We start from the raw sequence: 13,553 nt of genomic DNA on the forward strand, positions 1-13,553 counted from the left end.
GACGCTCACCCCGCGACGTAGTCCGCCAGATGCTGCCCGGTCAGCGTCGACGCGTCGGCGACGAGCTCGGCCGGCGTGCCCTGGAAGACGATGCGGCCGCCGTCGTGTCCGGCGCCGGGGCCCAGGTCGATGATCCAGTCGGCGTGGGCCATCACGGCCTGGTGGTGCTCGATGACGATGACGGACTTACCGGCGTCGACCAGCCGGTCGAGCAGGCTCAGCAGGTTCTCCACATCGGCCAGGTGCAGACCCGTGGTGGGTTCGTCCAGGACGTAGACCCCACCCCTCTCCCCCATGTGCGTGGCCAGCTTGATCCGCTGCCGCTCGCCGCCGGACAGAGTGGTCAACGGTTGGCCGAGGGTGAGGTAGCCCAGGCCGACATCGGCCAGCGCGGCCAGGATCTTGTGTGCGGCCGGCAGTTTCGCCTCTCCTGCGGCGAAGAACTCCTCCGCCTGCGCCACCGACATGGTCAGCACCTGGCTGATGTCCTTGCCGCCGAAGGTGTACTCCAGCACCTCGGCCAGGAACCGCTTCCCCTCGCACACCTCGCAGGGGGTGGCGACCCCGGCCATGATGGCCAGGTCGCTGTAGATGACGCCGGCCCCCTTGCAGTTCGGGCAGGCGCCCTCGGAGTTGGCGCTGAACAGGGCGGGCTTGACCCCGTTGGCCTTGGCGAAGGCCTTGCGGATGGGTTCGAGCAGACCGGTGTAGGTGGCCGGGTTGCTGCGCCGCGAGCCCTTGATCGCGCCCTGGTCGACCGAGACGACACCTTCGCGCCCGACCACGGATCCGTGGATCAGCGAGCTCTTCCCGGACCCGGCGACGCCGGTCACAACGACCAGCACCCCGGTCGGGATGTCCACGTCGACGCCGGTCAGGTTGTTGGCCGACGCGCCCCGGATCTCCAGCACGCCGGCGGAGGTGCGCACCGAGTCCTTGAGCCGGGCCCGGTCGTCCAGGTGACGGCCGGTGAGCGTGTCACTGGTCCGCAGCCCCTCCACCGTGCCCTGGTAGACGATCTCCCCGCCCGCGGTGCCGGCACCCGGCCCGATGTCGACGACGTGGTCACCGATGACGATGGCCTCCGGCTTGTGCTCCACGACCAGCACGGTGTTGCCCTTGTCGCGCAGCTGCAGCAGCAGGGCGTTCATCCGCGCGATGTCGTGTGGATGCAGGCCGATGGTGGGTTCGTCGAAGACATAGGTGACATCGGTGAGGGACGACCCGAGATGCCGGATCATCTTGGTGCGCTGGGACTCCCCGCCGGATAGCGTGCCGGACGGTCGTTCCAGGGACAGGTACCCCAGGCCGATCTCGACGAACGAGTCGAGGGTCCCGCGGAGCGAGGCGAGCAGCGGGGCCATCGAGGGGTCGTCCAGCTCCCGGACCCAGGCGGCCAGGTCGCTGATCTGCATCGCGCAGACGTCGGCGATGCTCAGACCCCTGATCTTCGACGACCTCGCCCCCTCGTTGAGCCGGGTGCCGTGGCACTCCGGGCACACCGTGAATGTGATGACGCGGTCCACGAAGGCGCGGATGTGCGGCTGCAGGGATTCCACGTCCTTGGACAGGAAGGACTTCTGGATCTGCGGGATGACGCCGGAGTACGTCAGGTTGATGCCCTCGACCTTGATCTTGGTGGGCTCCTTGTACAACAGGTCGTTCAGTTCCTTCTTCGTGAACTTCGCGATCGGCTTGTCGGCGTCGAAGAAGCCGGCGCCACGGAAGATGCGCCCGTACCAACCGTCCATGCTGTAACCGGGGATGATCAGCGCCCCCTCGTTCAGGGACTTGGTGTCGTCGTAGAGCGCGGTCAGATCGAAGTCGGTCACCTTGCCCATGCCCTCGCAGCGCGGACACATGCCGCCGGTGATGGAGAAGTCCCGACGCTCCTTGACCTGCTGACCGGCCCGCTCGAAGGTCACCGCGCCGGCGCCGCTGATCGAGGCGACGTTGAACGAGAACGCCTGCGGTGACCCGACATGGGGCGCTCCGAGCCGGCTGAACAGGATGCGCAGCATGGCGTTCGCGTCCGTCGCGGTGCCCACCGTGGACCGCGGGTTGGCACCCATCCGCTCCTGGTCGACGATGATCGCCGTGGTGATGCCGTCCAGCACGTCGACGTCGGGACGGGCCTGCGTGGGCAGGAACCCCTGCACGAAGGTGCTGTAGGTCTCGTTGATCAGCCGCTGCGACTCCGCGGCGATGGTGCCGAACACCAGCGAGCTCTTGCCCGAGCCGGACACCCCGGTGAACACGGTCAGCCGCCGTTTGGGGATCTCGACGCTGACGTCCTTGAGGTTGTTCACCCGGGCACCGGTCACCCGGATCATGTCGTGCCGGTCGGCGGCAACCTGCGGGGTGGTGCTCACGGGTGTCTCCCTGGTGTCGACGATCCTGGACGCACGGTCCTCAACGGCGCTCCTGGATGCGCAGCAGGTTGCCCGCGGGGTCGCGGACGGCGAAGTCCCGCACGCCCCAGAACTGCTCGGTGGGCTCCTGGACGATCTCGGCGTCGGTGGCCTGCACCCGGTCGAAGGTGGCGTCGAGATCGTCGGCCGCCAGCAGCATCCGCGCGAAGGTGCCCTTGGCCATCATCTCGGCGATGGTGCGTCGTTCGTCGGAGGTGATGCCCGGGTCCCCCTCGGGCGGGTAGAGCACCACGGAGACGTCCGGCTGATCGGCGGGCCCCACGGTGATCCACCGCATCCCGCCGTTCTCCACATCGTTGCGCACCTCGAGGCCGAGGGTGTCGCGGTAGAAGGCGACGGCGGCGTCGGGATCGTTCTGGGGCAGGAAGCTCGAGTGCAGGAAGATGGACATGGCGGTCAGGCTAGGTCCGGAGCGCCGGCCCGCACTTCTCGATTCCTGACCGGTCGCATCACCTGCTTGGCCAGGCACGGCGGCATGCCGAACGCCGCCCGCCCCTCGCGCCGGCGGTAGACCCCGGGCGGCACGCCGACCAGTTCGGTGAACCGGGTGCTGAACGTGCCGAGCGACTGACACCCCACCGCGAAGCAGACCTCCGTGACGGTCAGGTCACCCCGCCGCAGCAGCGCCATGGCCCGCTCGATCCGCCGCGTCATCAGGTACCCGTAGGGCGATTCCCCGTACGCGGCCCGGAACTCCCGGCTCAGATGCCCCGCGGACATGTGGGCGCCGCGGGCCAGGGCCTCCACGTCCAGCGGCTGCGCGTACTCCCGGTCGATGCGGTCACGGACCCGCCGCAGTCGCGCGAGATCCCGTAGCCGCTGCTCCGGGATGGGCCTGCTGGTCACCGCTGCATGGTGGCACCCGGGGCGGACGCTGACCAGACCCCGACAGGGCGCCCCACCGGTCAGGCCGCGGGCGGTGGCCGGAGTGCCTGCCGGATCGCATCGGCCTGCGCGGCGTCCCCCAGCCCGTCCAGGTCGAGGCAGATGTCCGCGTCGAGGTCCGGACCGGGAGCGGCCGCCAACCGACGCAGCAGCTGTGCCGCCCGGTGGTCGGCCTCCGAGCCGCTGGGCAGCTCGAGCCGGTCCGCTGCCGCCGTGAACACCTCGACGTACCGGTGCACCACCAGGAGGTCGGCCTGGTCGGGCAAGGTCGCTCGGTCGAGCCGGTAGCCGGTCACGTGGGTGCCGCGGAAGGTCGCCCCACCGAGGTCGGCGACGAAGGCGCTCGTGGACAACGGATGTCGGTGGCCGCGCCCGTCGACGACCAGGGTGTCCAGAACCCCGATGAACGCGCATTCGTCGACGACGCAGTCCTGCATCTGGAGGAACCGGCCAGGGGTGTCGAAGCGGCATCGCCGCAGGACGCTTCCGGTGAAGACCGCCCGGGCCATCTTCGCCCGCTCGAACGAGATGTCCGTCCAGGTGGAACGCAGCCCGTGCCACTCCCCCGCGCCGAGAATGGCGTGGCGGAGGTCGGCCCGGCGGAACGAGCATTCGGTGACCGTCGCCCCCCACACCCGCAGGTCGACCAGGCCGGCGCCGTCGAACACGCAGTCGTGGATTCGGGCACCGAAGAGCCGGAGCGCATCCATGCGAGCGCAGGACAGGTCGAGAGACTCCCAGGTGATCCCTGCGGTCGGATCGTCATTGCTCCCGAGGGTGAGCGGTGCGCCGGTCAACTCGATGCCGCGGAGGTCGATGCGCCCACCCACGGTGCCGAGGCCGTCGGGCCGGGGCGCGTGGCCGGACAGCCAGGCGCGGACCGCGGCCTGCGTCGGGAGGCTCTGCTCCCAGCGGGTTGTCCAGTCGTTCCGCACCAACTCTTCCCCCTCCTCTCGTTCGGCCGTCAGTCGCCCACGATGCGGCCCAGCATGTCGGTGGCGGGCTCGGTGAACCACAGCGCCCCGTCGGGGCCCCTGTCGTTCGTCGGTGACGGCTGGCCCCCGGCCCGGCCCGACACCGGTCGGGCCCTGCCCGCCGTGGCTCAGGTCGACCGACCCCGCCGGCGCAGCACCAGGCAGAGCGCCCCGCCCGTCAGCAGCAGACACAGCCCGGCCACGGCGGCGGCCCGGACGTGGACGCCCGTGGCGGCGAGTTCGGCCGCATGTCGTGGGGTGATGCCGCCCCCGTCGGTCGGCGAGACGGTGACCGGTACGGCGGCCGTGGCTGTCGCCGTGACCACGGTGGTCGCCGTCGTAGTTGACGCGGTCGGCGACGTCGTGGGGTCGGTGGGCGTCGTCGGGTCGGTGCCGGTGGATGTCGGGTCCACGGTCATCGTGCTGGTGGGCGTGGTCGGATCGGTCGGCGTCGTGGGGTCGGTGGGCGTGGTCGATGTCGGGGAGACGGTGACCGTGGTGGTCGCCGTCGTCGATTCGGTGTCCGTGGTGGTCACCGTGGTCGGCACCGTCACCGTGGTCGGGACGGTCACCGTGGTCGGCACCGACACCGTGGTCGGCACCGTCACCGTGGTCGGCACCGACACCGTGGTCGGAACCGTCACCGTGGTCGGCACGGTGACGGTCGTGGTCGGCGGGGCGACGGCGGAGTAGGTGTTGGTGACCTCCGCGGTGACGGTGGTCTCGGCGATCACGGTCACCGGGTCGGGGAGCGCGGTGGCCACCCCGAGGCCGCCCACCGCACCGTCGACCGGCTCGGTCACCGTGCACGCCGCGCCGCCCCGCAGACCGGTGTAGACCTGCACGCCGCCCGTGGTGGATCCGGCCGGGACGACGAGTGCCGGCAGCACCTCGCCGTCACAGCTGACGGCGACGGTGACGGAGCCCTGCTCCCCGGCCGCGGGCCCGGCGATGACCTTCCGGACCTGGAGCACGCCGGCGGCGAAGAACGCGGCCGACGCACTGGCGGTGCTGCGCACCGACCCGGTACTGGCCAGGATGAGCTTCTGCGCGGTGGGGACGTTCGGGTCGTTGCCGTCGTAGAGGTAGACGTTCCCGCTCGGGACGGACACGACCGCGCTCGCGTCGAGGGTGACGGACAGATCGAGTACGTCGTCCGGCCGCAACCACAGCGAGGTCCCGGTCGGCACCGTCGTGCCGTCGCCGACGACCTGCGTCCCGGCCGCGTCGGCGTACATCGTGGCGTCGGTCGAGCTGACCGTGATGTCCCCGGCGGTGGCCGTGGCGACGAACGGCCCGGCCAGGGATCCGGCCGGGAAGTCCCCGCTGGGGGCGGTGATCTCCAGGCCGCTGGCGGGCTGCACCACCGGGCCGGCGGCGATCACGGCCTGCACGATGTCGGCGACGGCGGGGCGCAGCGCGGCCCGCTGGTCCAGGACGAACTTGTCCGTGAAGAACCAGATGGCGGCCTGGACGGCGGCGGCGCGCTGGTCGTCGGTCAGCCCCGCGGGCAGGGCGGTGTTCGGGTAGTACAGCTCCAGGATCCGCGCGACGTACCCGACCAGCGGGACGTTCGCCGCGTCCCAACTCCCCTGCCGGTATCCGAAGCCGATCGTCGTCGCGGTCCGCAGATCGATGCAGTAGACGAGGATGGCGCCGTCCTCGGACGGGTCGGCCGTGGCCAGGATCCGCCGGCCCTCGGTGTCGAGCACCTGCCAGGTCGGGTCGGGTGCGGACGGGTAGCCCAGGGTCGGGGAGAAGCCGCTGCCCAGCGGGGCGATGCGCCCGGGGAGCGACGTCGCCGGCCCGAGGCCGGAGAGCACCAACTCGGCATCCGCACCGGCGGGCGGCGGGTTGGTCGGCGGATCGCCGGGGACGGCGCCCGCCGTGGGCGCACCCAGCACGATCAGCATCGCCACCAGAACAACCAGGACAGCTCGTCCCCCACGTCGACCGACCCGTCGCATGTCCCCACCCCGCCCCGCGTCCTCGATGCACGCACGACCACTGTCAGTGATAACGAGTGAGCCGGGGGTGAGTGCGACGCTCCCGGGCCGGGAGGGGCTTCCGGCGAGGCGCACACTCTGGCCAGGGGGTGGGCCCATGTCGGGACCGGTGGTGGACGGCGGGCTGCGTGTCGGTTCGGGCAGCGGCCGATGGGTGCTGCTCGCCTCGATCATGGGCTCGGGGATCGCGGGGATCGACGCCACGGTGGTCAACATCGCCCTGCCGGCCATCGGCGCGGACCTCGGCACCGGGTTCGCCGCCCTGCAGTGGACGATCACCGCCTACACGCTGACCCTGGCCTCGCTCATCCTGCTCGGCGGCTCCCTGGGTGACCGGTTCGGCCGCCGCCGGGTCTTCCTCATCGGCGTGGTCTGGTTCGCGGTCGCCTCGCTGCTCTGCGGACTCGCCCCCGGGCCGGAGGCGCTGGTGGCGGCCCGGGCCCTGCAGGGGGTCGGCGGGGCGCTGCTGACACCCGGCAGCCTGGCCATGATCCAGGCGTCGTTCCACCCCGACGACCGGGCCCGCGCCATCGGCGTGTGGTCCGGATTCGGCGGCGTGGCCACCGCCATCGGCCCGTTCCTCGGCGGCTGGCTGCTGGAGTCGGTGGGCTGGCGCTGGATCTTCCTGATCAACGTCCCGCTGGCCGTGGCGGTGGTGGTGCTCGCGGTCCGACACGTCCCGGAGACCCGGGACCCGCACGCCGCCAAGGGCATCGACGTGCTCGGCGCGGGGCTGAGCATCCTGGCCCTGGCCGGGCTGACCTACGCGATCATCGCCGTCCCGGAGAACGGGGCCGGCGGTCTGGTGCTGCCCGCCACCGCCATCGGCCTCTGCGCCCTGGCCGCGTTCGTCGTGGTCGAGCGGCGCCTGCCCCACCCGATGGTGCCGCCCGCCGTCTTCCGGAACCGGACCTTCACCGCCGCGAACGTGGTGACCTTCCTGGTCTACGGGGCCTTTGGTGGCGCCTTCTTCCTGCTCGCCGTCCAGCTGCAGGTCGTCTCCGGGTTCAGCCCGCTCGCCGCGGGCACGGCGATGCTGCCGGTTACCGTGCTCATGCTGGCGCTGTCCGCCCGGTTCGGTCAGCTGGCCACCCGGATCGGGCCGCGCCTGCCGATGACGGCGGGGACGTCGCTGTGCACGGTGGCCGTCCTGCTGATGCTGCGCATCGGTCCCGGCGCGCACTACCTGACCGAGGTGCTCCCGGCCGTGGCCGTCCTGGGGTTGGGCCTCTCCCTGCTGGTCGCCCCGCTGACCGCCACCGTGCTGGGCGCGGCTCCGGCCGAGCAGGCCGGGGTGGCGTCCGGCATCAACAACGCGGTCGCCCGAGCCGCCGGCCTCGTCGCCGTGGCGGCGTTCCCGGTCCTGGGCGGGCTCGGCGGGCAGAGCTACGACGACCCCGTCGCCTTCGACCGCGGTTTCGGCATCGCCCTGTCCATCGCCGCCGGCCTGCTCGTCGTCGGCGCAGTCGTGTCCGCGACGGCCATGCCGGGCCGACCCGCGCCTTCGGCCGTCGCCGATCCGGACGCACCCGCCGAGCGCGTGTGCTGCCCCGTCCAGGGGCCGGCCCTCGTCGAGTCCCGCACGGCGTCGCCCTGACCCTCCCACCTGCGTGAACGGACCGTGACGTGGGGTCACCGGTGCTGTTGTGACATCGCCCCGGGACTCCGCCGGGCGCCCTCGTCGGGGCTGTCCAGCGGGTCGGGCCAGGTAGGTTCCAGGGCGACACGCAGCCTCCACCCGCCCCCGACCGCCCGCACGGACCACGACGAACAGGGGACGAGATGACGACCGCACCGGACTCCGCCGCCGGGAAGCTGGGCTATTTCCAGACCCGGCTGGCCGCCAACCCGCACCGGGCGGGCACCTGGCGCCACATCTGCGACTACCTCCAGCGGTGGATCCCCACCGACGGTGCGGTGCTGGAACTCGGCGCCGGCTGGTGCGACTTCGCCAACCAGGTCACCGCCCGCCGGGTCGTGGCGATGGACATGGACGAGGTCGTGGTCCGCGCGGCGGACGACCACGTCGAGGCCGTCGTCGGCGACTGCACCGATCTGTCCCGCTTCGCGCCCGGCGAGTTCGACGTGGTGTTCGCGTCCAACCTGCTCGAGCACCTGCCGCGGGAGGACGCGACCCGACTGCTCGACGAAGCCGCGCGCGTCGTCCGCCCCGGTGGCCACCTCATCCTCATGCAGCCGAACTTCCGGCTGAACCCGGGCGGGTACTTCGACGACTACACCCACGTCGCGATCTACACCGACCGGTCGCTGCGCGACTACCTGGCGTCCGAAGGCTGGCGCGTCCAGGTCGCGATGGCCCGCTTCCTGCCGCTGACGATGAAGTCCAAGGCGTCCGCGCTGTCCTTCCTGGTGCCCTGGTACCTGCGGTCGCCGATCAAGCCGCTGGCCGGCCAGATGCTGTTCGTGGCCACCCCGGCCCGCTGACCCCACCACGCCGGCACCACCGATCGACCAGGAGAGGACGGGCATGGTCTGGAACGGCCGGAGCGTCGCGGTGATCCTGCCGACGTACAACGAGCGCGACAGCATCGCCGAGACCATCCAGGGCTTCGAGAAGCTCGGCTACGTCGACGACATCCTGGTGATCAACAACAACGCCGCCGCCGGCACCTCCGACGAGGTGGCGACGACGACCGCCCGGGAGATCCACGAGCCGCGGCAGGGCTACGGCGCCGCCATCCAACGCGGCCTGCGCGAGGTCGACGCCGACCTGATCTGCGTCTGCGAACCGGACGGCACCTTCCGGCCGGCCGACCTGGACAAGCTGCTGCCGTTCACCGGCGAGTGCGACCTGGTCGTCGGATCCCGCACCGTGCAGACGTTCATCTGGGACGGCGCCAACATGGGCTGGCACCTGCGGTGGGGGAACTGGGCGCTGGCCAAGGGCATCGAGGCCACCTACAACACCGTCTACCTGTCCGACGTGGGCTGCACCTTCCGGGTGGTCTCCCGGGCGTGCGCCGCGGACCTGGTGCAGCGCGCCACCCACGCCGGTTCGGCGTTCGGCCTGGAGATGCTGCTGCTGGCGATCATCCGGCAGTACCGGATCGTGCAGGTGCCGGTGAACTACCACGCCCGGGTCGGCGAGTCCTCGGTCACCGGGCACCTGCACCGCACCATCGCCCTCGGCGTCCGGATGGCCGTCCTGTCCGCCCGGATGCGCCTGCGGCGCAACGCCCTCCGTGGCTGACGTCGACACCCGGACGCGGGCCGAGGTCACCGGGCGGGCCCTGCTGCTGGCCGCGATCCCTCCGATCGTGCTGGCCCTGCTCGTCCGCATCTGGGTCGCCCACACCTCGCTGCTCGCCCTGAACAGCGACGAGACGCTCGTCGGCCTGCAGGCGCGCGAGGCGATGGACGGCACCTTCTACCTGATGGTCGCGGGCAACGACTACGGGTCGACGACGGAGTCCTACCTGCTGATCCCGTTCCTGCTCGCGGGCGGCGGCGCCTGGCCGCTGCGTCTCCTGGCCGGGCTGCTCTGGGCGGTGGTCGCGTTCCTGCTGTACCGCACGGCCCGCCCACTGATCGGCCCGGCCGCGGCCGCGGTGGTCGGCGTGATCGCCCTCAGCGTCTCCGGGGCGATCCTGGTCGTCACCTCCCGCCCGTACATGGGCTACCCCACCGGCATGATCGCGATGGTCGGCGTGCTCGCGCTGGCCGGTCGGGCGATGCACGACGACAGCCGGCTCCCCTGGATCGCCGGCCTCGCCGGGTTGGCCACCGGGTTCGCGGTCTGGAGCCACCCGATGTTCGGGGTGGTGTGCGTGCTCGCCCTGCTCCCCCCGACCCTGCGGCACTGGCGACGGCTGCTGGGTTGGGCCCTGCCCGGCGCCATCGGCGCCGTCGTCGGGGTGAGCCCGTGGCTGGTGTACATCCAGCAGCGCGGCCTGCCGGCCGCGGCCCGCAGTTCGGGGGACACCACCTACCTGGACCGGTTGGTCGGATTCTTCGTCGCTCTGCTCCCCCGCGCGTTCGGGCTGCGACTGCCCCGCGGTGAGTGGCTGTGGGGGGAGGCGGTGACCCCCGTCGTCGCCGGCGTGATCGTCGTGGCCGCCGTGACCGGCTGGATCGTGCTGCTCCGGCGCTGCGGTTCCGCCGCGGCGCCGGTGGTGTTCGCCGGGGTCGCCGCCTTCCCGGTGCTCGCCACCTTCGGCCAGCTCGAGTTCGTGGACGACGCCCGGTACGCACTGCCGTTCCTGCCCATGCTCCTCGTCGGCCTCGGCGGGTGGCTGGCCGTGCTGCCGCAGCGGTGGGGGAGCTCCGCGTGGTCGGTGACGGTCGTCCCCACCGCCTGGGTGCTGCTGTTCTGCGTGCCGATCCTGGTCCGGCAGGCCGGGTGGGCCCCGGAGAACCCGGACCGCGCCCCGATCGCCGCCGTCCGCGCCCTGGAGGACCGCGGCGTCACCTTCCTGCGGGGCGACTACTGGGCGATCTACCTGATGGACTATCTCGCCGACGGCTCCCTGGTCGTGCGCCCCGACTTCCCGATCCGCCTGCTGGGTCCGGCCGCCGACGTGGAGGCCGCCGACCCGGCCGAGGTGGCGCTGGTCTACGGGGCCGGCGCGGAGCCGTCGCTGCTGCTGCCCGCGGCCGACTACGAGATCTTGAGCGTGGGCGGCTACGACCTGTACCTGCCGCCCGGCGTGCGATGACCGGCGCCGATCTGCCCCGACCGGAGGCCACCATGACCGACACCCCGACCCTTGCCGTCACCGGGGTGACCGGACAGCTGGGCGGCGCCGTCGCCCGCCGGCTGGCCGCCGCCGGGCTGGCCCAGCGGATGATCGCCCGCGATCCGTCCCGGGTACCGGACCTCCCCGGAGCGGTGGCCGTGCACGGCGACTTCGCCGACCCGACCGGACTGACCGCGGCCTTCGGCGGGGTCGGCGTCCTGTTCCTGGTCTCCGCGGGGGAGGACCCCGACCGGCTCGCTCTGCAGCGCAAGGTCGTCGATGCCGCCGCCGACGCCGGCGTCGAGCACATCGTCTACACGTCGTTCGTCGGGGCTGCGGCGGACTGCACCTTCACCTTCGGCCGGGACCACTGGGGCACCGAGCAGCACATCCGCGACGCGGGCCCGGCGTTCACCTTCCTGCGCGACAACTTCTACGCGGACTTCATGCCGGACCTGGCCGGGCCGGACGGCGTGATCCGGGGGCCGGCCGGCGACGGGCGGGTCTCGGTGGTGGCGCGCGACGACATCGCCGCCGTGGCCGCCACCGTCCTGCAGGACCCCGCCGCCCATGCCGGACGGACCTACGACCTCACCGGGCCCGACGCGCTGACCCTCCACGAGGTGGCCACCGTGGTGACCGAGGCGACGGGCCGGTCGGTGAGCTACCGACCGGAGACGATCGACGAGGCCTACGCCTCCCGGGCCGGTGCCGCCCCGCGCTGGATGCTCGACGGGTGGGTGTCGACGTACACCGCGATCGCTGCCGGCGAACAGGCGACGGTGAGTGACGCTGTCCCTGCGCTGCTGGGTCGACCGGCCACCTCGCTGCGGGACCTCCTGCGCCTTCCCCGGGGCTGAGCGGAACCCAGCGAAGCTGATCGAGCGGTGATCTCACGGGGATGAGCCGAATGGTCACTGTGCCGATCGTCGATGACCCGAATCGTCGCCTCGGTTCAGTAAAGCCCCCGAATCGTGCGAGATCGCCCGTTCGGTTCACTCTCTCGGGGGTCGCCGGCCCCCGATCGGACGCCTTCGTCACGCCTCGTGTGTGTGACTCCCATCACGACGGGCGATGACCAGCTCCCCCCGGCCGACCTACCGTCGATCACAGGGCTCGATGCCCGCCGACGACGAAAGGGGGTGGACCGTGACGAAGTTCTGTCTGGCCACCTCCCCGTCCGACACGGGGAACCGCCTGCCCTGGATGCATGTGCTGACCCGGGCACTCATGGTCACCGGGCTGACTCTGATCGCCCTGGTGCTCGGCGCGCTGTTGGCCGAATCGGAGGCGAGCGCCGGCGCTCCCCCGGCGACCGTGTCGGCCGCACCCGATTCGTCCCTGGTGGGCGAGCTGGGCGAGGTGGCCGCTGACGCGGTCGTTCCCGTCGCCGAGGCCGTCGCTCCCGTGGTCCGGCAGGCGACCCCGGTGGTGGAACAGGTGGCCGCCCCGGTCGCCCAGGCGGTGGCCCCGGTCGCCCGACAGGCCGCGCCCGTCGTGGAGCGTGCGGTCGCACCGGTGGCTCCTGTGGTCGAGCAGGTCGCCGCACCGGTGGCACCGGTCGTCGACCAGGTCGCTCCGGCGGTCCGTGAGGTCGCCCGGACCGCCGCCCCCGTGACCGCCCCGGTCGCCGATGCCGTCCCCGTGGTCCAGTCCGTGACCGACGCGGTCGCCCCGGTGGTACGTCCGGTGACGGACGCGGTCGTTCCGGTCGTCGAGGCCGCAACTCCTGTGGTCGATGCGGTCGTGCCCGTGGTCCAGCCGCTCACCGACGCGGTCGCCCCGGTGGTCGAGGTCGTCACCCCCGTCGTGGAGCCGGTCGTCGAGGTCGTCACCCCGGTGCTCGAGCCCGCCGCGGAGGTCATCGCTCCGGTCATCGTCCCGGCCACCGGAGCCGTCCCCGCGATCGTGGATCCCGCGGTGGATCCGGTCGCTGAGGTGGTGGCTCCCGTTCTGCCGACTGCCGGCATCATCGTGCCGACAGCTCCTGTCGCCCCCCTGCTCGATGCCACCGTTCCGGTCATCGACACCGCCACCGACACCGCCGCCGCCGGTGGTGCTGTGGCTGCCGCCGCGGTGTCGGCCCCCACCGTCCCGGTGATCGTGCCCAGCACCGATCGGGCCGTGGCCGCCGCGGCATGGTCCCTGGGTGCGCCCCGGTCGACCGGCGACCTCCGTGCCGCCGCCCGATCCCTCGACGAGAGCGCCGTGCCGTCTCCGGCGTCCGTCCCCCCGGTCGCTGCGACCGCGCCCGCTCCGGTGGCCGCAGCGACCACCGACCTGCCCGGCCGGCCCGCCCCCGCGGGAAGCCCCGCCGCAACGGCCCTGGGCGGGTGTGCCACCGGCGCCGTGTCCGGGGGATCGGCGGCGGGTTCCGTCCCGGTCGTCACCGCCGACGCCGACCTGCACGCCCCGACCGGCACCTCGCTGGCCGCGCACACCGACCACCGGCGCGACACCGCCCGCGCGTACCGCCCCTCGTTCTCCCCCGACTGACCCACTCCCCGGAGCCCGACCGCGCCCCCACCCCATCGTCACGGGGTCCGCGCCGGTCGGTCA

General features: G+C 72.4%; 11 protein-coding genes. 6 read left to right on the forward strand and 5 right to left on the reverse strand.

All coding sequences use genetic code 11. The features are described from left to right. Positions 1–5: 5 nt before the first annotated feature. From J2S58_RS10485 to J2S58_RS10505, 5 genes are all read right to left on the reverse strand, one after another. On the reverse strand, positions 6–2,333 hold the full coding sequence (locus J2S58_RS10485) for an excinuclease ABC subunit UvrA (RefSeq protein ID WP_344470086.1): 2,328 nt from the start codon (positions 2,331–2,333) through the stop codon (positions 6–8). Positions 2,334–2,412: 79 nt separating this feature from the next. Further along, positions 2,413–2,823: a VOC family protein gene (locus J2S58_RS10490; protein WP_306828063.1), complete on the reverse strand. Its 411-nt coding sequence runs from the start codon at positions 2,821–2,823 to the stop codon at positions 2,413–2,415. A gap of 5 nt (positions 2,824–2,828) precedes the next feature. Continuing rightward, complete coding sequence (locus J2S58_RS10495) at positions 2,829–3,278, reverse strand: helix-turn-helix transcriptional regulator (RefSeq protein WP_306828064.1); 450 nt, start codon at positions 3,276–3,278, stop codon at positions 2,829–2,831. 59 nt (positions 3,279–3,337) lie between these two features. Further along, on the reverse strand, positions 3,338–4,255 hold the full coding sequence (locus tag J2S58_RS10500) for a pentapeptide repeat-containing protein (protein ID WP_306828066.1): 918 nt from the start codon (positions 4,253–4,255) through the stop codon (positions 3,338–3,340). 164 nt (positions 4,256–4,419) lie between these two features. After that, positions 4,420–6,204 (reverse strand): thioester domain-containing protein, encoded by a 1,785-nt coding sequence (locus J2S58_RS10505; RefSeq protein WP_306829377.1) that lies wholly within the window; start codon positions 6,202–6,204, stop codon positions 4,420–4,422. A gap of 190 nt (positions 6,205–6,394) precedes the next feature. Here J2S58_RS10505 and J2S58_RS10510 point away from each other — a divergent pair, with 190 nt between their 5' ends. From J2S58_RS10510 to J2S58_RS10535, 6 genes are all read left to right on the forward strand, one after another. After that, complete coding sequence (locus tag J2S58_RS10510; RefSeq protein ID WP_306828068.1) at positions 6,395–7,894, forward strand: MFS transporter; 1,500 nt, start codon at positions 6,395–6,397, stop codon at positions 7,892–7,894. 185 nt (positions 7,895–8,079) lie between these two features. After that, on the forward strand, positions 8,080–8,742 hold the full coding sequence (locus J2S58_RS10515; protein WP_306828070.1) for a class I SAM-dependent methyltransferase: 663 nt from the start codon (positions 8,080–8,082) through the stop codon (positions 8,740–8,742). A gap of 43 nt (positions 8,743–8,785) precedes the next feature. Next, positions 8,786–9,508, forward strand: a complete 723-nt coding sequence (locus J2S58_RS10520) for a glycosyltransferase family 2 protein (protein WP_306828072.1) — start codon at positions 8,786–8,788, stop codon at positions 9,506–9,508. After that, positions 9,501–10,973: a glycosyltransferase family 39 protein gene (locus J2S58_RS10525; protein WP_306828074.1), complete on the forward strand. Its 1,473-nt coding sequence runs from the start codon at positions 9,501–9,503 to the stop codon at positions 10,971–10,973. The genes J2S58_RS10520 and J2S58_RS10525 overlap by 8 nt, the downstream gene beginning before the upstream one ends. Positions 10,974–11,005: 32 nt before the next feature. Beyond that, positions 11,006–11,854 carry an SDR family oxidoreductase gene (locus J2S58_RS10530; RefSeq protein ID WP_306828076.1) on the forward strand — a complete coding sequence of 283 codons (849 nt, stop codon included), beginning with the start codon at positions 11,006–11,008 and terminating at the stop codon, positions 11,852–11,854. Between the two features lie 289 nt (positions 11,855–12,143). Next, positions 12,144–13,490, forward strand: a complete 1,347-nt coding sequence (locus J2S58_RS10535; RefSeq protein ID WP_306828078.1) for a hypothetical protein — start codon at positions 12,144–12,146, stop codon at positions 13,488–13,490. The last annotated feature ends 63 nt before the right edge of the window (positions 13,491–13,553 follow it).

The organism is Nakamurella flavida (genome assembly GCF_030811475.1).
Classification (GTDB): domain Bacteria; phylum Actinomycetota; class Actinomycetes; order Mycobacteriales; family Nakamurellaceae; genus Nakamurella; species Nakamurella flavida.